The organism is Nocardiopsis dassonvillei subsp. dassonvillei DSM 43111 (assembly GCF_000092985.1).
In the GTDB taxonomy this organism is placed as follows: Bacteria; Actinomycetota; Actinomycetes; order Streptosporangiales; family Streptosporangiaceae; genus Nocardiopsis; species Nocardiopsis dassonvillei.
Genome location: NC_014210.1, coordinates 4,910,003 through 4,930,273, shown reverse-complemented (window position 1 = coordinate 4,930,273; position 20,271 = coordinate 4,910,003). Strand labels below are relative to the sequence as shown.

The following is a 20,271-nucleotide window of genomic DNA, read 5'->3' as shown; positions in this document are numbered from 1 at the left end:
CCCAGAGAAAACACTGTCTAGTGGTTGGCCGCCTTCTCCGCGCCCGCGCCGGTCAGGGCGCGGACCTGGAGCTGGGCGAACTTGTCGAAGTCGCGCTCCTTGGACGACAGGGTTCCCACGATCGCGCACAGCAGGCTGATCGGCACCGACACCAGGGCCGGGTTGGGCAGCGGGAACCAGGCGAAGTCCGCGGTCGGGATGAGCGCGGTCTCGCTGCCGGAGACCACGGGCGAGAAGAACACCAGGCCCACGGCGCTGATCAGGCCGCCGTAGATGCCCGCGAGGGCGCCGCGGGTGTTGAACCTCTTCCAGAACAGGCTGAGCAGCAGGGTCGGCAGGTTCGCCGAGGCCGCCATCGCGAACGCCAGCGAGACCAGGAAGGCCACGTTGAGGTTCTGTGCGAACACCGCCAGCAGGATCGAGACCACGCCGACGCCCAGGGCGGACAGGCGGGCGACCCGGACCTCCTCGGCGCCCGTGGCCCTGCCCTTGCGCAGGACCGAGTTGTAGAAGTCGTGCGCGATGGAGGACGAGGAGGCGATGACCAGGCCCGCCACCGTGGACAGGATGGCCGCGAAGGCCGCCGAGGCGATGATCGCCAGCAGGACCGCGCCCGCCATCTCGCCGCCGATGCGCTCGCCGACCACCTGGGCCAGCTGCGGGGCCGCGGTATTGCCCGCGGCGTCCTGCGCCGTGATGGCCTCGTGGCCGACGATGGCCGCCGCGCCGAAGCCGAGCACCAGGGTCATCAGGTAGAAGGTGCCGATGAGGCCGATGCCCCAGTTGACCGACTTGCGGGCGCTCTGGGAGTCGGGGACGGTGTAGAAGCGGATGAGGATGTGCGGCAGGCCGGCCGTGCCCAGCACCAGGGCCAGGCCCAGGCTGATCAGGTCCAGCTTGTTCCACAGGGTCTGGAGCGGGTCGCCCGCGACCTCCACCCCGTAGCGCAGGCCGGGCTCCAGGAAGCCCTCCTGGCCGCTGGCCGCGGCGGCGTCGCTCATCAGCGCGCCGAGGTTGAACCCGTACAGGGACAGGGTCAGCACGGTGAGCAGGGCGGCGCCCAGCATGAGGATGAGGGCCTTGATGATCTGCACCCAGGTGGTGCCCTTCATGCCGCCGAAGGTCACGTAGATGGTCATCAGCAGACCGATGACCACGATGCCGACGATCTTGGCGGTGGCGGCGTCCATGCCCATGAAGGTCTGCCCGGGCTGGATGCCCAGCAGCAGGGCGATGAGCGCGCCCGCGCCGACCATCTGCGCCAGCAGGTAGAAGATCGACACCACGATCGTGGAGACCGACGCGGCGGTGCGCACCGGGCGCTGCCGCATCCGGTAGGACAGCACGTCACCCATGGTGTAGCGGCCGGAGTTGCGCAGCAGCTCCGCGACCAGCAGGAGGGCGACGAGCCAGGCGACGAGGAACCCGATGGAGTAGAGGAAGCCGTCGTAGCCGAACAGCGCGATCATGCCCGCGATGCCCAGGAAGGACGCGGCGGACATGTAGTCGCTGCCGATCGCCAGGCCGTTCTGGAGCGGGGAGAAGCCGCGCCCGCCCGAATGGAAGTCGGTGGCGGAGCGCGTGCTGCGGCCGGCCCAGACGGTGATGCCGAGCGTGGCCGCGATCATGAGGACGAAGAGGACGATGGTGATGATGCGGCTGCTGTCGCTGACCGTCTTGACAGCTTCCTGGGCGAGGTTCATCGGCCGCCCTCCTTGTTCGCCGCGGTGTAGTGGAGCTCGTCGCGCAGCTCGACCGCCTGGGCGTCGAGCCTGCGGCGCGCGTAGTTCGTGTACAGGACGGCGATCCCGAAGGTCGACACGAACTGGAGGACACCGAAGGCCAGGGCCACGTTGACGCTGCCGAAGAGCACGACGCCCATGAGGTCGCGGCCGAACGCGGACATGAGCACGTAGAGCAGGTACCACGCCATGAAGGCGAGGCTCATCGGGAAGACGAACCTGTACAGCCGCCGCTTGAGCTCCACGAAGCGCGGGTCGCCGTGCATGGTGACGTAGGCCTCGGTCGGGATCGCGTCGCCGCCTCCGTCGCCGTCGGGCGGCGGGGCCGGGTCCTTCGTCGGCCGGTCTGTTGACATGCTCTACCTCCGGGGGGATTGCCGTGCGTCCGGCGGCGACGGCGCCGCTCTGGTGTGATCTGCGTTACGGGGAACTGTAAGGAGCGGCACTACCGCGAAGGAGGGGGCTCGTGCGCACGCGCGCCGAACGCGGGGGAGGAGCGTCGAACGGTCGCCCAGCGCGCGGTGAGCGGTCGTCTGACGCGCCGAACGGCCGCCGAACGGCTCCGGTCCAGACCACGGGCCCCGAGCGCACACGCCCGCGGAGCCCGTTTCGCAGGGACTCCGGCACCCGGGGAAGGGCCCGGGGGGCGTCCGGCCTCCGCCCCGCCGGGGGCCGTCCCGGCGGTGGGACACGCCTCCACCGGACCCGGAACGCCCGTCCGGCTCGGGGCGTTGTAGCTTGTGCACCATCACCGCCGTCGCGGGCATCCGCGTCGGCGCGTTCCGCGATACCCCGGACGAGGTGCGCCGTACCCGGTGACGACAAGACGGCGCGTTGGAAGACGCACGTCACACGTCACGGAGGTAGGCATCATGGCCTGGATCGTTCTGGTGGTCTCGGGGTTCCTGGAGACCGCGTGGGCCCTCTCGCTCAGCGCCTCGAAGGGCTTCACCCGACTGTGGCCGTCGGTGACCTTCGGGGTCACCCTGTTCCTGAGCATGGCCGGTCTGGCCTACGCCCTGCGCACCATCCCCGTCGGGACCGGCTACGCGGTGTGGGTGGCCATCGGTGCCGTCGGCACCGCGCTGGTGGGCATGTTCTTCCTCGGTGAGGGCTTCACCTGGGCCAAGCTGCTGTGCCTCGTGCTCATCGTCGCGGGCGTGGTGGGGCTCAAGCTCCTGCACTAGGACCCGTCCCTGCGCGGGCGCCCCCGCCCCGGCGAGGGCTTCCCCAGCCGCTACGGGCGACCGGCGCGGGAGTGGCGTCGAGTCCTCCGCTCCGCCCGTGGCCCGCCAGCGCGCGGCGGGGGCCGGACACCGTGCGGTGTCCGGCCCCTACGCCGTTACGGGGGAGCGGCGGTGCCGCGCGGATTCCCTGGGGCGGGCGGGCCGCGGTGGCTAGGACGGGGCCCGGGGGGCGCCCCGGCGGGAACCGCCCCGCCGCCGGTCGAGGTGGACGGCGTGCTCCAGGTAGCGTTCGACCAGGGACGCCGCCACGGGGTTGTGACCCCGGACGCGGAGCAGCCAGTGCGGCGCGATCCGCTCGTGGAGCCACAGGAAGCCGATCGTGAACCCCAGGCTCAGCATCGCCTGCAGGGCCAGGAAGGACAGGAGCGGCTCCCCCAGCACGGTGTCGTCGCCCAGCGCCCACGCCACGGCGTAGGAGTCGATCAGCCGGGAGACGGGGAACCCCACCAGCCAGTACAGCGCCATGGGCGCCACCGCGCCGACCTGGAAGACACCGCGCGCCAGCAGCACGCAGTACCCGGCGCCGAACAGGGCCAGGGGTATCCCCAGTCCGGCCGCGAGGGCGAGGGTGACCACCGGGGACAGCCCGGCCATCACCGCGACGGCCGTGGCGAACAGACCGGCCACCAGGCCGATCAGCGCGCCCGGCAGCGTGATCTCCACGTGGTCGAGCACGGGCCTCCCGGTGGGGAGGACTTCCCGAGCGCCCATCAGTCGATCACGACCCCGAAGGCGAACAGCGAGTAGAACAGGGCGCCGAGGTAGAACACCGCCGCGAAGGCGATGACGGCGTTGGAGAGGATGCCCGGCCGGATCGGCTTGGGCAGGGTGAGGTTGTTGACCAGCAGCAGCACCACGCAGTAGGCGCCCATCGCGAACGCCGACAGGAAGGCCAGCACGTCCAGGATCGCCGCCGGGCCGTCGGCGGGGCCGAAGAGCAGGATGACGATGCCGAAGGCGATCAGGCCCCACAGGAAGAGGGCGTACAGCCTCGACATGCCGACCTTCTTGGCGCCCGGCACGAAGTTGAAGGTCATGTCGGCCTGGCCGCGCGAGAAGGAGTCGAACAGCCCCAGCGTGGCGTTGAGGCCGATGAGCGCGATGAAGCAGAAGAACACCGTGCCCAGGACCGGGCTCCCGGCCGCCGAGAAGGAGGCCGCCATGGCGTCCAGGGCGGCGTCGCGGTCGCCGTCGCGCAGCAGGTCGGTCACGTTCGGGTCGAAGCGGGCCGAGGCCTGGGCCAGCACGGTGAAGGAGATCGTCACCAGCATCGTGATGCCCCAGAACAGGACCATCGCGTCGAAGGTGACCCAGCGCCGCCAGCCCTTCCACTTCTCCATCTCCGAGGCGTCGGAGGTGTCGAACATGAAGCCGCGCGTGGGCATGGCCTCCTGCTCGCCCGCGTGCCGCAGGCCCCGGATCTTGGGGATGTGCGAGCCCATCCCGGCGCCCTTGTCGCGCAGGTGCAGGGTGTACCACATCTGCTGCATGCCCGAGGGCCCGGCGAAGGCGATGGAGCCCACGATCACGGGGAACCACAGGGCCGTGGTGGCCTCCTCCGGCAGGTAGCCGAACGCGAACATCCCGGTGAGGGTGGAGGTCAGGTCGGACAGGTCGCCCACGATGGCCGCGATCACGGCGCTGCCGACCACCAGCATGCCGATGCAGATCGACAGCACGTTCTCCAGCAGGTTGTAGATGACCTTCGCCAGGGTGAACACCACACCGACGAGGAGCATCCCGGCGACCGCCGTGGCCTGCCAGGGGATGCCGGTCACCCGTTCGAAGGCGGAGGCGCCCGCCGAGAGGTGGCCCGGCCAGATGTAGACCAGCATCGCCGTGATGAAGAAGAACCACATGAGCGGTTTGAACACGCGCGCGGCGCCGTAGAAGATGCTCTCCCCGGTGGCCATCGCGTAGCGCGACATCTCCAGCATGACCACGGCCTGGAGGGTGACGCCGACCAGGAACAGCCAGCGGATCTCGGGGCCGAAGACGAGGACCAGCCTCGGCCACATGTAGGACTCGCCCATGCCCACGCCGAGGGCGACGAGGAACACGGTGGGGCCCAGGATGTGGATCGAGGGCGGCGCCTTGGGCAGGGGGCGGATGGGCATCGGCTCCAGCCGGCCCGCCTTCCACACGCGCTCCTCGGGCGGAGCGCCGCCGGGAGCGGCCGTACCGGAGGCGGCCTCGGCCTCGGGGGGAGCGGCCTGCCTCTGGGCGGGGACGAAGGGTGGCTGTGCGTCGGTGGGGGACTGGCGGACCGGTTCGGGCGTGCCGCCGGTCTCGGGGCGTGAGGAATCCATGGCTGGGAACTCCCTGTGGGCTGTGCGGATGCGAGCTGCTTGCTGGCATGGCGCCCCCGGATGGTGCGGACTCCTCTCTGCCGGACGCACGGGCGAGGTCACCGCGACGTCGTGGCTGCGTCGCGCGGTGGGGGACCCGGCGGCCGTGTGGCGGCGGCTCCGTGGCCGCCGGGTTCAGGGGTGGTGCGCGTTGCTGCGGGGCCCGGTCGGGGCCGGAGCACCGACCGGGCACTGGGTCAGAGTAGTCCCGCGGCGCGGGCCCAGCGATACTTCGCGCCGAGAATCTGCACGGGCTTCTCGGTGGTGTAGGGGAAGGCCACGACGCCGTGGTCGAACAGGTACCGGGAGGCCTCCTCGACCTCGGTGTCACCCGAGAGCGAGGCGACCACGGGCTTGTCGATCCCCTTGGCCCTGGCCTCGGCCACCACGTCGGCGACCACCTTCGCGAAGACCATCGGCGGCGTGATGATGGTGTGCCAGTAGCCCAGGATGAGCGCGTGCACCCGCTCGTCCTCCAGGCCCAGGCGGATCGTGGCCTCGTAGGTGGAGGGCGGCTCGCCGCCGGTGATGTCCACCGGGTTCCCGGCGGCGCCGAAGGGCGGGATGAAGGCCCGGAACGAGGCGTCCAGGTCCGGCGGGATCTCGTAGAGGCTCATCCCGTTGTCCACCACCGCGTCGGAGAGCAGCACGCCCGATCCGCCCGCGCCGGTGATGATGACGACGTTCTCGCCCTTGGGGGTGGGCAGGACCGGCAGCGCGCGGCCGAACTCCAGCAGCTCGTTGAGCCCGGGGGCCCGGACCACGCCCGCCTGGCGCAGGATGTCGTCGTAGACCTTGTCGTCGCCCGCCAGCGCGCCGGTGTGCGACCCGGCCGCGCGCGCCCCGGCGTCGGTGCGCCCGGCCTTGAGCACGATGACGGGCTTGTGCGGCACGACCTCGCGGGCGGCCTCGACGAAGGCGCGGCCGTCCTTGAGGTCCTCCAGGTGCATGGCGACGGCGTTGGTGTTCTCGTCCTGGCCGAAGAAGGTGAGCAGGTCGTCCTCGTCGATGTCGGCCTTGTTGCCGACGCCGACGATGGCCGAGACGCCGGTGCTCGTGCTGCGGCTGTAGCCGAGGATGGCCATGCCGATCCCGCCCGACTGCGAGGTCAGGGCGGTGCCTCCGCTGACGTCGTAGGGGGTGCAGAAGGTCGCCGACAGCTTCTCGGGCGTGTAGTAGTAGCCGTAGATGTTGGGGCCGAGCAGGCGCACGCCGTGCCTGCGGGCGACGGCGAGCACCTCGTCCTGGAGCTCCTGCTCGCCGGTCTCGGCGAACCCGGAGGGGATGAGGACCGCCGCGGCGGCCCCCTTCGTGCCGACCTCCTCCAGCGCGCCCGCCACGAACTTGGCGGGGATCGCGAAGACCGCCACGTCGACCTCGCCGGGGATGTCGAGGACGCTGGCGTAGGCCGTGCGGCCGTACACCTCGGGGGACTTGGGGTTGACCGGGTAGACCTCGCCCGCGTACCCGCCGTCGACGATGTTCTTGATGACGGAGTGGCCGATCTTGCCGGGCTCGTTGGAGGCGCCGACGATCGCGATCGACCGCGGCTTGAAGACCCGGTTCATCGCGGCGAGGATCTCGTCGCGTTCGAACCGCGCGGGCGGCTCGGGCGGCGCGAAGTCCAGGACGAAGCGCAGGTCCGCGGCCACGGCGGAGGCCGGTCCGGCGAAGACCGGGTTGAGGTCGGCCTCGGCGATCTCGGGGAAGTCGGTGACCAGGTCCGACAGCCTGCTGACCACGTCGGCCAGCCGCTCCCGGTCCACGGCGGGGCGGCCGCGCACGCCGCGCAGGACCTCGGCCGCGCGGATGTCGTCGATCTGGGTCAGCGCCTCCTCGCGGGAGACCGGGGCCATCCGGAAGGTGACGTCGCGCAGCACCTCGACCAGGACGCCGCCCAGCCCGAAGACCACGATCTTGCCGAAGGTGGGGTCGGTGGTCGCGCCGACGAGGACCTCGACCTCCGGCCCGCCGCCGACCTGCTGCTGGATCTGGACCCCGTCGATGCGCGCCCCCGGGGTGTGGGCCAGGGCGTTGGCGGTGATGCGGTGGTAGGCCTCGGCGACCTTCTCGGCGCTGTCCAGGCCGACCTCGACGCCGCCCGCGTCGGTCTTGTGCAGGATGTCGGGGGAGACGATCTTGGCCACGACCGGCAGGCCGAGCTCACCGGCGAGTTCGGCGGCCTCCTCGGCGGAGTGCGCCAGGTCCTCGCCCGGGACGGGGATGCCGTAGGCGTCGGCCAGGACGCGGCCCTCGGGGGCGGTCAGGGCGGTCCTGCCCTCGGCCCTGGCGCGGTCGAGCACCTCGCGGACCGCGGCGCGGTCGTGGTCGGGGCGGTCGGGGGTGTAGGCGGCCATGTGTTCAGATCACTCCGTTCGATGCGAGTTCGGCCAGGTCCTCGTCGGACAGCCCCAGCTCGCCGCCGTAGACCTCGGCGTTGTGCTCGCCGAGCAGCGGGGAGCGGACGACGTCCACCGGTGAGTCCGAGAGCCGGATCGGCGAGGAGACCGTGTCGTAGGAGCCCCGCTCGGGGTGCTCGACGGTGGTGACGACCCCGTTGGCCCGCAGGGTGGGGTCGTCGATGATCTCGCGGGTGGACATGATCGGCCCGCAGGGGATGTTGTGCGCGTTCAGCGCGGCCAGCACGTCCCACTTGGGGAGCTGGCTGGCCCACTCCTCGATGAGGGCGAACATCTTGTCGAGCTTGTCCAGCCGGGCCTCGGGGGTGGCCCACTCGGGGTCCTCGGCCAGTTCTGGGCGGCCGATGAGCCGCGTGATGGGCTCCCAGCCGGTGGGCTGGACGATGACGTACACGTAGTCGTTGGGGCCGCCGGGGGAGGTGCGCACGGCCCAGCCGGGCTGGCCGCCGCCGGAGGCGTTGCCGGAGCGGGGGACCTCGTCGCCGAAGTCGTCGTTGGGGTACTCCGCCAGCGGTCCGTGCGCCAGGCGCTGCTGGTCGCGCAGCTTGACCCGGCACAGGTTGAGCACCGCGTCCTGCATGGCGACCTGGACGCGCTGGCCCCGGCCGGTGGTGGTGCGCTGGTACAGCGCGGCGAGGATACCGGCTACTGTATGCATCCCTGTGCCCGAGTCACCGATCTGGGCGCCCGTCGCCAGCGGCGGGCCGTCCTCGAACCCGGTGGTGCTCATGGAGCCGCCCATCGCCTGGGCGATCACCTCGTAGGCCTTGAAGTCGGCGTAGGCGCCGGGGCCGAACCCCTTGATGGAGGCGTAGACCAGCCGCGGGTTGGCCTCGGCGAGCACCTCCCAGGTGAAGCCCATGCGGTCCAGCGCGCCGGGGGCGAAGTTCTCCACCAGCACGTCGCTGCGGCGCACCAGGTCCAGGAAGATCTCCTTGCCCCTGGGGCTCTTGGTGTTGAGGGTGACGCTGCGCTTGTTGGAGTTGAGCATCGTGAAGTAGAGGCTGTCCACACCGGGCTTGTCCCGGAGCTGGCGCCGGGTGATGTCACCCGTGACCGCCTCCACCTTGACCACGTCGGCGCCCATCCAGGCGAGTATCTGCGTCGCCGACGGGCCCGACTGGACGTGGGTCATGTCCAGGACGCGGACCCCGTCGAGTGCCTTGCCCATGACTCTCTCCTTCCTGGTCAGGGCTACTTGTACATGGTCTGGTTCATCGTTCCCGGGGCGTAGACCTCGGGGTCGATCCAGACGTTGATCAGCGAGGGCTTGCCGGACTCGCGGGCGCGGCGCAGCGCCGGGGCGATGTCGGCCGGGTCCCGGACCTCCTCGCCGTGGCCGCCCAGCATCCGGGCGAACTCGGCGTAGTTGACGTCGCCCAGGGTGTTGCCGATCTCGCCCCGGTCCGCGCCGTACTTGGCGATCTGGCCGTAGCGGATCTGGTTCATCGAGGAGTTGTTGCCCACGATGCCGACGAAGGGCAGGTCGAACCGGACCAGGGTCTCGAAGTCCCAGCCGGTCAGGCTGAACGCGCCGTCGCCGAAGAGGGCCACCACCTCCTTGTCCGGGCGGGCGTACTTGGCCGCCATCACGAACGGGACGCCCACGCCCAGCGTGCCGAGGGGCCCGGGGTCCATCCAGTGGCCCGGCGACTTGGGCTGGACCACCTGGCCGGAGAAGGTGACGATGTCGCCGCCGTCGCCGACGTAGATGGAGTCCTCGGTGAGGAACTGGTTGATCTCGCTGACCAGCCGGTAGGGGTGGATGGGCGTGGAGTCGGAGGTGAGCAGGTGCGCCCGCTTGTCCAGCGCGGCCTGCTCCTGGGTGCGCAGCTCCTCCAGCCAGGTCTTGCGGCTCTGGGCGCCGTTGTCCCCGTAGCCCGAGGTCGCCTGGAGCACCGAGGACAGGATCACGTCGGCGTCCCCGACCAGCCCCAGGTCCACGTCGCGGTTCTTGCCGACGGTGGCGTAGTTGAGGTCGATCTGCACCACCGTGGCGGTGGGCGAGAGGCGCTTGCCGTAGCCCATCCGGAAGTCGAAGGGGGTGCCGACGATGATGATCAGGTCGGAGTTGGTGAAGGCGTAGCGCCGGGAGAGCTGGAAGTGGTGCGGGTCCCCGGGCGGCAGGGTGCCCCGGCCCGCGCCGTTCATGTAGGCGGGGATGTTGAGCGCGCGCACCAGGTCGGTGGCGGACTGCGTGGCCCGGGTGGTCCACACCTGGTTGCCGAGCAGGATGCTGGGCTTCTCGGAGCGCACGATCAGGTCGGCGAGCCGCTCGATCGCGGCGGGGTCGCCCGCCTGCCGGGTGGAGGCGCGGTAGCGGCCCTTGGCGGGGACGCGGGCCCGCTCCACGGGCACCTCGGCGTCCAGGACGTCCCGGGGGATCTCCAGGAAGGCCGGGCCGGGGGCGCCGCTGTTGGCCTCGCGGAAGGCCATCGAGACCAGGTCGGCGACCCGCTCGGTGTGGGGCACGGTGGCGGCGAACTTGGAGATCGGGTTGATCATGTCCACGTGCGGCAGGTCCTGGAGCGAGCCCATCTTGTGCTGGCTCAGGGCGCCCTGGCCGCCGATGACCAGCATCGGGCTCTCCGCGCGGTAGGCGTTGGCGATGCCGGTGACCGCGTCGGTGGTCCCCGGTCCGGCGGTCACGACGGCGCACCCGGGCTTGCCGGTGACGCGGGCGTAGCCGTCGGCGGCGTGCGCGGCGACCTGCTCGTGCCGCACGTCGACCACGTCGATGCCCTCGTCCGCGCATCCGTCGTAGATGTCGATGATGTGTCCGCCGCAGAGCGTGAAGATGACGTCGATCCCCTCGGCCTTGAGGGCCTTGGCGACCAGGTGGCCGCCGGAGATCGTGGTCTTCTCGCTGCTGGTGGACTCGCTGGTTGCCTTGTCGGCCATCGGTACGCCGACCCCTTTCGTGCGGGTGTGCGGGATGTGTCCTGCGGTGGCTTGTGTGGTGCGACCGTCTTCTGTAGGCGGGATACTGTATACCGTGTGCATCACATTGGAGCACGGTGCCGCGTCGCTGTCCAGACCCCGTGTGGGGCGGGTGTGGTCCGGATCGGAAGCGGGCGCCTGAGCAGGGCCGACAGAACGGCCGCCGCGCCGCAGAGCACGCCGGACGCGGCCAGGCCCGCGGGCCACGCGGAGGTCGGCGCCAGGGCCAGGAACAGCGCGGTCCCGCCGACGCCGAGCAGGCCGCCGACCGCCTTGGAGCTGTAGACCAGGCCGTGGATGTCGGCCGTCCAACGCGGCCCGAAGTGGCCCTCGGTGATCGCCCGGGTCAGCGGGTAGCACGAACCGGTGCACGCGCCCGCCGTCAGCGCGAGGAGCACCAGCGCGGCGCTCTGCCCGGCCGGGACGGCGGCGGCCAGTCCCGCCTGGGCGAGCGCCCCCGCCCCCAGTAGCGCGGTGAGGGTGCGCCTGCGGCCGGCCCGCTCGGCCGCGGTGCCCGCGGCCAGCCGTCCCAGGCCGCTGCCCGCGGCGAAGGCCGTCACGGCCGGGGCGGCCGCCGAGCCCGGGTGGCCGCCGTCCGCCAGGAGGACGGGCAGCGCGGCGAGGGTGGACAGCGCGCTCGCCCCGGACAGCGCGACCACCGCGTGAAGGAGCGGCAGGGAGCGGCCGGAGGACCACGCCTGGGCCGGGGTGAGGTCGCGGGCCCACGGCGGGTCGGCGCCCGCCAGCAGCGCGCTCGCGCGCGGGTCGGAGCCGGGCGGCCACCACCGGGGCGGGGCCGGCGCTGCCCCGCCCCGCCCACCAGCCCCAGGACCGCGACCAGCAGGGCGAGCGCCCCGCAGGCGACGGGCAGGGCGGAGGGGGAGACCCCGACCGCGACGGCGGGCAGGAGGGGCACCCAGCCCAGGGCGAAGGCGCCGCCCACGGCGCCCGAGCGCACGGTGCGCCGGTCCGGGAACCAGCCGTCCACCAGGTGTGTACAGGAGTGGTAGACCAGCCCCGCGCCCAGGCCGCCCAGGAGGCCGTAGCCCAGGACGGCGGCGGGGAGCGACGGGAGGACGCCGAGTGAGACCAGGGCGGCGGCGCACAGCAGCGCGCCCGCCTGGACGGCCGGTCCGGCCCGCACCGCTCCCCGCGCCCGGAGCCGGTGCAGCGCCGGTGCGCAGGCGCCCTGCACCAGGGTCCACGCCAGGAAGGGGACCAGCGCCTGGGCGGGGGACCAGCCGTGCGCGGCCACCAGCGAGGGGACCGCGGCGCCGTAGCCGAACTGGAGTCCGCCGACCGCCGCCGCGGCGGTCAGCGCGCGGAGCAGGATCGCGCGGCGGGACCGGCCGGTGAGCGCGCGGGCCGAGGGGCCCATCGCGTAGCTCCTGCCGCGCCAGTCGCGCACCTCCTCCGGGAGGGGGAGCGCGGAGGAGGGGGTGGAGGGGGACGAATCGGGGGCCGGGCGGCGGCTGCGCATGACGACACCTCCTTGTATGCAGTATGCAAAGAGCGCGCCGATCTGGAAAGGGGTGACCGGGAACACATTTCTGCCCGAGGGGCTATTGCATACTGCATACAGTATGGCGTAACACTGGAGGTGACCGAGAACCACGCACGTGAGGAGGCCCGGTGGATCTGTACGAGTACGAGGCCAAACAGCTCTTCGGGGAGTACGGCGTCCCCCTCGTCGAGGGCGAGATCGCGGACACCCCCGAACAGGCCCGGCTGGCGGCCGGACGGATCGGCCACCGGGTGGTGGTCAAGGCGCAGGTCAAGACCGGTGGTCGCGGCAAGGCCGGCGGCGTCAAGGTCGCCGAGGGCCCCGAGGACGCCGGGGCCAGGGCCGAGCAGATCCTCGGCATGGACATCAAGGGCCACACCGTCCGCCGCGTCCTCATCGAGGAGGCCTCCGACATCGCGGAGGAGTACTACTTCTCCTTCCTGCTGGACCGCGCGAACCGCACCTTCCTCTCGATCTGCTCCGCCGAGGGCGGCATGGACATCGAGGAGGTCGCCCGGACCCGGCCCGAGGCGGTCGTGCGCACCCCGGTCGGCCCCGGGGGCGTGGACCACGGGGCCGCCCTCGCGATCTGCCGCGCGGCCGGGCTGCCCGAGGAGGTGCGCGACTGCGCGGCCCAGGTGGTCACCCGGCTCTGGCAGGTCGCCGTCGGGGAGGACGCCACCCTCGTCGAGGTCAACCCCCTGGTCCGCACGGCCGACGGGCGGATCATCGCCCTGGACGGCAAGGTCACCCTGGACGGCAACGCCGCCTTCCGCCACCCCGAGCGGACCCCGTTCGCCGACGGCGCCGACACCGACGAGCGCGAGCGCATGGCCAGGGCCAGGGGCCTGAACTACGTCAGGCTCGACGGCGAGGTCGGCGTCATCGGCAACGGCGCGGGTCTGGTCATGTCCACCCTGGACGTGGTCGCCCACGCGGGCGGGGCGCACGGCGGGGTGCGACCGGCCAACTTCCTGGACATCGGCGGCGGGGCCTCGGCCGAGGTCATGGCCAACGGCCTGGAGATCGTCCTGGGCGACCCCTCGGTCAGGAGCGTCCTGGTCAACGTCTTCGGCGGCATCACCGCCTGCGACGCGGTGGCCGAAGGCATCGTCCGGGCCCTGGACATGCTGGAGGGCCGCAGCGGCGACGAGGGCTTCGATCAGCTCGGCAAGCCGCTGGTCGTGCGCCTGGACGGCAACAACGCCGAGCTGGGCCGCGAGATCCTCACCAAGCGGGCCCACCCGGCCGTGCAGCAGGTGGACACCATGGACGGCGCCGCCGCCCGGGCCGCCGAGCTCGCGGCCGCCAACTGACAGCGGCCGGACACCCTCGACGGGAGTGACGAACACACATGGCCATCTTCGTGAACAGCGACAGCAGAGTCCTGGTGCAGGGCATGACGGGCTCTGAGGGCACCAAGCACACCCGGCGCATGCTCGCCTCGGGCACCACCATCGTGGGCGGGGTCAACCCCCGCAAGGCCGGCCAGAAGGTCGACTTCGACGGCACCGAGGTGCCCGTCTTCGGATCGGTGGCCGAGGGCATGGCCGCCACCGGCGCCGACGTCACCGTGATCTTCGTGCCGCCCAAGTTCTCGCGCGAGGCGGTCTTCGAGGCCATCGACGCCGGGATCGGGCTGGCCGTGGTCATCACCGAGGGCATCCCGGTGCACGACACCGCCGCGTTCTGGGCCCACGCCCAGGCCAAGGGCAACAAGACCCGCATCATCGGCCCCAACTGCCCCGGGCTGATCACGCCGGGCCAGTCCAACGCGGGCATTATCCCGTCCGACATCACCAAGCCGGGCCGGATCGGGCTGGTGTCCAAGTCCGGGACGCTGACCTACCAGATGATGTACGAGCTGCGCGACATCGGTTTCTCCTCGGCGGTGGGCATCGGCGGGGACCCGATCATCGGCACCACGCACATCGACGCCCTGGCGGCCTTCGAGGCCGACCCGGACACCGACGTGATCGTGATGATCGGTGAGATCGGCGGTGACGCCGAGGAGCGGGCGGCGGAGTTCATCCGCGACAACGTGACCAAGCCCGTGGTGGGGTACGTGGCGGGCTTCACCGCTCCGGAGGGCAAGACGATGGGGCACGCGGGCGCGATCGTCTCGGGTTCCTCGGGCACCGCCGCGGCCAAGAAGGAAGCGCTGGAGGCCGTCGGCGTCAAGGTCGGCACCACTCCCAGCGAAGCGGCCCGGATGGTGCGCGCCGTCCTGGCCGGGACTCCCCTCGGAGAGGAGGCGGGCGCCCTCTCCGAGGCGGCGCCCACGGCGCGATGACGGCGATGCTCAAGCCCGGCACCGACTGGGCGACCCTGTACACCCGCTGCCGCGAGGAGGCACCGGAGGCCTTCGGCCCCGACCGGACGCACAACCACTGGGGCGGCCGGTGGCGCGCCGACGGCGAGCCCGGACCGCGTACTCGCCCGTGGACGGCTCGGAGATCGCGGGCCCGCCCATGCTCGACGGCGCCACCGCGGCCCGCGCGGTCGCCGGGGCGGCCGAGGACCACCGCCGCTGGAGCGCGCTGCCCCTGGCCGAGCGCCGGGAGCGGGTGCGCGCCGCGGTCCGGTCCTGGGAGCGGCACCGCGACACCCTCGCCCTGGCCCTGGTCTGGGAGATCGGCAAGCCCTGGCGGCTGGCCCGCCAGGACGTGGACCGGGCGATCTCGGGGGTCGAGTGGTACCTCGACGGCGTCGAGCCCATGCTGGAGGGCCGCCTGCCCCTGGACGGCCCGGTCAGCAACATCGCGAGCTGGAACTACCCGATGAGCGTGCTGGCGCACGCGATGTGCGTCCAGGCGCTGGCGGGCAACGGCGTGATCGCCAAGACCCCCACCGACGGCGGGCTGGTCTGCCTGACCCTGGCCGTGGCCTTGGCGGTCCGCGAGGGCCTGCCGTTCACGCTGGTCAGCGGAGGCGGCAGCGACCTCTCCCCGGCGCTGGTGCGCGGGCCCGAGATCGGCTGCGTGTCCTTCGTGGGCGGCCGGGACACCGGCGGCCGTGTGGCGGCCGACCTCGCCGACCTGGGGCGGCCGCACGTCCTGGAACAGGAGGGGCTCAACTGCTGGGGCGTGTGGGAGTTCGGGGACTGGGAGACCCTCTCCGGGCAGATCCGCAGGACCTTCGACTACGCCAAGCAGCGCTGCACCGCCTACCCCCGGTTCGTCGTGCAGCGCTCCCGCTTCGACGCCTTCCTCGACGCCTACCTCGCGGCCGTCCGGTCCGTGCGCTTCGGCCACCCCCTGGCCGTGGAGTCGGCCGCCGACGACCCGCCCGAGCTGGACTTCGGCCCGGTGATCAACGCGGCCAAGGCCAAGGAGCTGACCGACCGGGTGGCCGAGGCCGTCGCGGGCGGGGCCGTGCCGCTGTACCGCGGCGGGCTGGAGGACGCCCTCCTGCTGCCGGGCCAGAACACCGACGCCTACGTGGCCCCCGTGGCCCTCCTGGAGCCGCCGCGCTCCTCGCCGCTCTTCCACGCCGAGCCCTTCGGCCCGGTCGACTCGATCGTGCTGGTGGACACCGAGGCCGAACTGCTGGCCGCCATGAACGCCAGCAACGGCGCCCTGGTCGCCACGGTCTCGTGCGACGACACCGACACGGCCGCGCGCCTGGCCGCCGGGGTGCGGGCCTTCAAGGTCGGCGTCAACCGGCCGCGCTCGCGCGGGGACCGCGAGGAGCTGTTCGGCGGCTGGGGCGACTCCTGGCGGGGCGCCTTCGTCGGCGGCGAGCTGCTGGTCCACGCGGTCACGAGGGGACCGGCGGCCGAGCGCCTGCCCGGCAACTTCCCGCACTACACCCTGCGCCCCGAGGGGCGCGTCTAGGCAGCTCCTCCGGGGGCGTCCGGAACCGGGCGCCCCCGGAGCCGACACCGCGAAGCGGCCCTCCCCGGGAGCGGGAGGGCCTCCGGGGAAGCCTGGGCGGGTCCTCCCCCGGGAGGACCGGATGTCGGGAGCGGTCGGTGCAGGGGGCTGGAGCGCACCGGCCGCTCCCGCGTCTACCGACCCGGACCGCGGACGCCTCCCGTGGCCGCCGAAGGCGCGGTGTGCGCCTTCTTCAGGAGGATCCGGTGCCGTCCGGCGTAGACGTTCATGGAGGTTCCCCGGAGGAAGCCGACCAGGGTGATGCCCGCCTCGGCGGCGAGGTCGACGGCCAGGGACGAGGGCGCGGAGACGGCGGCCATCATGGGGATGCCGGCCATCCACGCCTTCTGGACCAGCTCGAAGGAGGCCCGCCCCGAGACCATCAGCACCGTCTCGCGCAGCGGGAGCCGGTCCGAGCGCAGGGCCCAGCCGACCAGCTTGTCCACCGCGTTGTGGCGGCCCACGTCCTCGCGCAGGGCCAGCAGTTCGCCGTCGGCGGTGAACAGGCCGGCGGCGTGCAGGGCTCCGGTGCGCTCGAACACCCGCTGGGCCTCGCGCAGCCGGTCGGGCAGCGAGGTCAGGGTCTCGGCCTCGACGCGCAGCCCGTCCCCGTCCACCTGCCACACGGCCTGGGTGCGCACGGCGTCCAGGCTCGCCTTGCCGCACAGGCCGCACGAGGAGGAGGTGTAGAAGTTGCGCTCCAGGGAGGTGTCGGGGCGGGGGACCCCCGGGGCCAGGGACACGTCGAGCACGTTGTAGGTGTTCGAGCCGTCCTCGGTGGCCCCGGCGCAGTAGCGGATCGCGGTGACCTCCTCGCCCCGGGAGACCACGCCCTCGCTCACCAGGAACCCCGCGGCCAGGTCGAAGTCGTTGCCGGGGGTGCGCATGGTGACGCTCAGCGGGTCCCCGTCCAGCCTGATCTCCAGGGGCTCCTCGACGACCAGCGTGTCCACGCGCTCGGTCGCGGACCCGTCCCTGATCCGGAGCACCTTCTCCCGGACCGTGACCCGTCCCATCCGTTCCACCGCCTTCCGGTGTACCTCTGTCCCGGTTCTATCTGATTTCGTCCGGTTTCTCATCTCCGGAGGTGGGCCCGCTCCCGAGCGGGCCCACGGGGGGTCAGCCGCCGCCGCGCCGCTGTACGTGCTGGAAGCCGAACCGGCCCTTGATGCACAGGTTCCCGTGGGTCACCGGGTTGTCGTGCGGCGAGGTGACCTTGACGATCTCGTTCTCCTGCACGTGCAGCGTAACGTTGCAGCCGACCCCGCAGTAGGTGCACACCGTGGTGGTCTCGGTCTGCGCCTCCTCGTCCCAGGTGCCCGCCTCGCGCATGTCGAACTCGGTACGGAAGGACAGGGCGCCGGTGGGGCACACCTCGATGCAGTTCCCGCAGTACACGCAGGCGGAGTCGGGCAGCGTGACGTCGTGCTCGGTGGAGACGCGGGCGTCGAAGCCGCGCCCGGCCACCCCGATGGCGAAGGTGTTCTGCCACTGGTCGCCGCAGGCGTCCACGCACTTGTAGCACATGATGCACTTGGAGTAGTCGCGCACGTACAGGTCGTTGTCCACCTTGGCGGGCTGCTCGACCGTCTCCGCGACCGCGCCGTCGCCGGGCTCGTGGTCGCCCGCGTGGCGGGCGTCGCGCACGCCCAGCGCCGCGGCCTCGGCGCGCGGGCCGAACCGCCCGGGCTCGGCCTCGTAGCGCTCCATCCACCCGTCCACCTTGGGCGTGGTGGACAGGTCCACGGAGGAGCCGAGCAGCTCCAGGACCATCTTGCGGCTGTGCCGCACCCGCTCGGAGTCCGTGGCCACGCTCATGCCGGGCTCCAGCTTGCGCGAGCAGGCGGGGGCGAGCGTGCGCGCGCCCTCCACCTCCACCACGCACACCCGGCAGGCGTTGCGGGGGGTGAGGGTGTCGCCGTAGCACAGGGTGGGGATCTCGGTCCCCTCCCCGGCGCAGGCCTCCAGGATGGTGGTGCCCTCGGGAACGCGCACGGTGCGCCCGTCGATGGTCGCGTCGATCAGCCGCTTGGGCGGGGCCAGGAGTACGGGGACGGTCATCGGGCCTCCTCGGTAGCCGCCCGGGTGCCCGGGCCGGTGCTCTGGTGGGTGTCGTCGGTCGCGTCGAACAGGCCGAGCCGGTCGATGGCCGACTCCACGGCGTTCCACGCGGTCTGTCCCAGGCCGCAGATCGAGGCGTCGCGCATCGCCAGGCCGACCTCGCGCAGCAGGGGCACCTCGGCGGCGGCGTCGCCCCCGGCCCTGATCCGCAGCAGCGACTCCTCCTGGCGCACGGTGCCCACCCGGCAGGGCACGCACTGGCCGCAGGACTCGTCGCGGAAGAAGGCCGCCACCCGGACCAGCGTCGCGACCAGGTCGGCGGTGTCGTCCAGGACCAGCACCACCCCCGAGCCCAGGGACGTGCCCGCCGCGCGGGCCCCCTCGAAGGTCAGCGGGATGTCCAGCTCGTCCCCGCGCACGAAGGTCCCGGCCGCGCCGCCGAGCAGGACCGCCTGGATGGTGCGCCCCTCGGGCATCCCCCCGGCCGCCTCGATCAGGTCGCGCAGGGTGGCGCCGAAGGGCAGTTCGTACAGTCCCGGGCGGCGCACGCCGCCCGACAGGCAGAACAGCTTGGGGCCGGTGGACTGGCCGGTGCCCACGGCCGCGTAGGCCGGGCCGCCCATCAGCAGGACGGGCAGCACGTTGACCAGCGTCTCGACGTTGTTCACGGCGGTGGGCTTGCCGAACAGCCCCTTCTCCACGGGGAAGGGCGGCTTGCTGCGCGGCTCGCCCCGCTGCCCCTCGATGGAGCCGAAGATCGCGGTCTCCTCGCCGCAGATGTAGGCGCCCGCGCCGCGCCGGATCTCGATGTCGAAGGCGAAACCCGAGCCCAGGATGTCCGGGCCGAGCAGGCCCCGCCCGCGGGCCAGGGCGACGGCGTTCTCCAGGTGGCGCAGCGCCCGGGGGTACTCACCCCGGATGTAGAGGTAGCCGGTCCGCGCGCCCACGGCGTACCCCGCGATGGTCATCGCCTCGACGACGGAGAACGGGTCGCCCTCCATCAGGACCCGGTCCTTGAAGGTGCCGGGCTCGCTCTCGTCGGCGTTGCACACCAGGTAGTGCGGGCCGTCCGGCTGCTGGGCCGTGGCCTGCCACTTGCGCCCGGTCGGGAAGGCGGCCCCGCCCCGGCCGACGAGGCCGGAGTCGGAGACCTCCCGGATGACACCGGCGGGGCCCAGGCGCAGCGCCCGGCGCAGCGCGGCGTACCCGCCCGCGGCGCGGTAGTCGTCCAGGCTCAGGGGATCGACGGTGCCGATCCGGCGCAGCAGCACGTGGTCGGGGGAGCCCGCGTCGGGCACGGCCGCCGCGGGGTCGGGCTCGGGCGCGGTCCCGGGCAGCGGGTCCGCGCCGAAGGTGGTGGAGGGCCGGTGGCCGTTGGTCTTCGGCGCCCCGTTCTCGGGCAGGTCCCGCGCGGCCATGGCGTCCAGCGCCTCGGGCGTGGCGGGGGCGGCGACGGCGTACCGGGCGGGGGCGCCCGCCTCCAGGGCCAGGGCCGCGGGGGCGCGCTCGCACATGCCCAGGCACGGGCTCTCGTGCCAGGCGGCCTCCCCGTCGTGGCCGCCGGGCGGGCCGAGTCGCTCGGTCAGCCGGGCGCGCATCCGGTCCGAACCCGCGGCCGCGCAGGCGATGTCGGTGCACAGGTGCACGACCCGGCGGGGCCTGCGGCGCAGGGCGAACATCGCGTAGAAGGAGGCGACGGCGTAGGCCTCCGCCGGGGGGACGGTCAGCCTGCGGCAGATGTGGTCGAGGGCGGGGCGGCTGATCCAGCCCACGCGGTCGTTCACCGCGTGCAGGGCCGGGAGGAGGAGGTCGCGCCGGTCGCGGGCGGAGTGGCCGCCCCGCGCGTAGCGCAGGTCGGCGTCCTGGCGGGTGCCGCCGTCCCAGCCGGACTCGGGCGGCCCGAGTACGCTCTCGACGGCCTCGCGTTCGGCGGTGGTGGGCGTCTCGTCCAGGAATCGCAGGTCCACGCCGTGGTCACCTCATATCGAGTGTAATCCAGATCACAGGATTCTGTATACAGAGAACAGTATGATGGCGGTGTTCGGGTTGACAACCCCTGTAAGCGGTAAGATCGCGTAAGGATGCGTCCGAGCGTTCGGGTCGCGATCGCAGGGCGCTGACCTGGCATGACGGG

14 protein-coding genes, 1 pseudogene and 1 riboswitch are annotated in these 20,271 nt (G+C 72.5%); of the genes and pseudogenes, 4 read left to right on the top strand and 11 right to left on the bottom strand.

Going from position 1 to position 20,271, the window contains the following annotated elements; translation table 11 throughout:
- Positions 1-17: 17 nt before the first annotated feature.
- Entirely contained in the window at positions 18-1,703 is a 1,686-nt protein-coding gene (locus tag NDAS_RS20410) for a solute symporter family protein (RefSeq protein WP_013155129.1), read from the bottom strand.
- The gene (locus tag NDAS_RS20405) at positions 1,700-2,098 is read right to left on the bottom strand and encodes a DUF485 domain-containing protein (RefSeq protein WP_013155128.1); all 399 of its coding nucleotides are present in this window, start codon (positions 2,096-2,098) and stop codon (positions 1,700-1,702) included. Before NDAS_RS20405 ends, NDAS_RS20410 begins: the two co-directional genes overlap by 4 nt.
- Positions 2,099-2,511: 413 nt before the next feature.
- Positions 2,512-2,578, top strand: a riboswitch (guanidine-III (ykkC-III) riboswitch).
- Positions 2,579-2,614: 36 nt separating this feature from the next.
- Here NDAS_RS20405 and NDAS_RS20400 point away from each other — a divergent pair.
- Complete coding sequence (locus tag NDAS_RS20400; protein ID WP_013155127.1) at positions 2,615-2,929, top strand: DMT family transporter; 315 nt, start codon at positions 2,615-2,617, stop codon at positions 2,927-2,929.
- Positions 2,930-3,139: 210 nt separating this feature from the next.
- Here the strand turns inward: NDAS_RS20400 and NDAS_RS20395 are convergent, their stop codons facing one another.
- From NDAS_RS20395 to NDAS_RS29670, 6 genes are all read right to left on the bottom strand, one after another.
- Positions 3,140-3,664 (bottom strand): hypothetical protein, encoded by a 525-nt coding sequence (locus tag NDAS_RS20395; protein WP_019609889.1) that lies wholly within the window; start codon positions 3,662-3,664, stop codon positions 3,140-3,142.
- A 35-nt stretch (positions 3,665-3,699) separates the two neighbouring features.
- The gene (locus tag NDAS_RS20390) at positions 3,700-5,298 is read right to left on the bottom strand and encodes an Nramp family divalent metal transporter (protein WP_013155125.1); all 1,599 of its coding nucleotides are present in this window, start codon (positions 5,296-5,298) and stop codon (positions 3,700-3,702) included.
- Between the two features lie 236 nt (positions 5,299-5,534).
- On the bottom strand, positions 5,535-7,694 hold the full coding sequence (locus NDAS_RS20385) for an acetate--CoA ligase family protein (RefSeq protein WP_013155124.1): 2,160 nt from the start codon (positions 7,692-7,694) through the stop codon (positions 5,535-5,537).
- A 4-nt stretch (positions 7,695-7,698) separates the two neighbouring features.
- The gene (gene frc / locus NDAS_RS20380; protein ID WP_013155123.1) at positions 7,699-8,928 is read right to left on the bottom strand and encodes a formyl-CoA transferase; all 1,230 of its coding nucleotides are present in this window, start codon (positions 8,926-8,928) and stop codon (positions 7,699-7,701) included.
- A gap of 23 nt (positions 8,929-8,951) precedes the next feature.
- Positions 8,952-10,658 (bottom strand): thiamine pyrophosphate-binding protein, encoded by a 1,707-nt coding sequence (locus tag NDAS_RS20375; RefSeq protein ID WP_013155122.1) that lies wholly within the window; start codon positions 10,656-10,658, stop codon positions 8,952-8,954.
- A 101-nt stretch (positions 10,659-10,759) separates the two neighbouring features.
- Positions 10,760-11,356 carry an MFS transporter gene (locus tag NDAS_RS29670; RefSeq protein ID WP_341873934.1) on the bottom strand — a complete coding sequence of 199 codons (597 nt, stop codon included), beginning with the start codon at positions 11,354-11,356 and terminating at the stop codon, positions 10,760-10,762.
- 973 nt (positions 11,357-12,329) lie between these two features.
- On the opposite strand from NDAS_RS29670, the gene sucC reads away from it, so the two are divergent.
- From sucC to NDAS_RS20355, 3 genes and pseudogenes are all read left to right on the top strand, one after another.
- A complete protein-coding gene (gene sucC / locus NDAS_RS20365; RefSeq protein WP_013155119.1) occupies positions 12,330-13,517 on the top strand; it encodes an ADP-forming succinate--CoA ligase subunit beta in 1,188 nt (395 codons plus the stop codon).
- Between the two features lie 38 nt (positions 13,518-13,555).
- A complete protein-coding gene (gene sucD, locus NDAS_RS20360) occupies positions 13,556-14,494 on the top strand; it encodes a succinate--CoA ligase subunit alpha (RefSeq protein ID WP_013155118.1) in 939 nt (312 codons plus the stop codon).
- A pseudogene (locus NDAS_RS20355) lies at positions 14,491-16,037 on the top strand (aldehyde dehydrogenase family protein). Before sucD ends, NDAS_RS20355 begins: the two are co-directional and overlap by 4 nt.
- A 173-nt stretch (positions 16,038-16,210) precedes the next feature.
- Here the strand turns inward: NDAS_RS20355 and fdhD are convergent.
- From fdhD to NDAS_RS20340, 3 genes are all read right to left on the bottom strand, one after another.
- Positions 16,211-17,092, bottom strand: a complete 882-nt coding sequence (fdhD, locus tag NDAS_RS20350) for a formate dehydrogenase accessory sulfurtransferase FdhD (RefSeq protein WP_013155117.1) — start codon at positions 17,090-17,092, stop codon at positions 16,211-16,213.
- A gap of 103 nt (positions 17,093-17,195) precedes the next feature.
- Positions 17,196-18,137, bottom strand: a complete 942-nt coding sequence (locus NDAS_RS20345) for a 2Fe-2S iron-sulfur cluster-binding protein (protein WP_013155116.1) — start codon at positions 18,135-18,137, stop codon at positions 17,196-17,198.
- Entirely contained in the window at positions 18,134-20,104 is a 1,971-nt protein-coding gene (locus NDAS_RS20340) for an NAD(P)H-dependent oxidoreductase subunit E (protein ID WP_013155115.1), read from the bottom strand. The genes NDAS_RS20345 and NDAS_RS20340 overlap by 4 nt, the downstream gene beginning before the upstream one ends.
- Between the last annotated feature and the right edge of the window lie 167 nt (positions 20,105-20,271).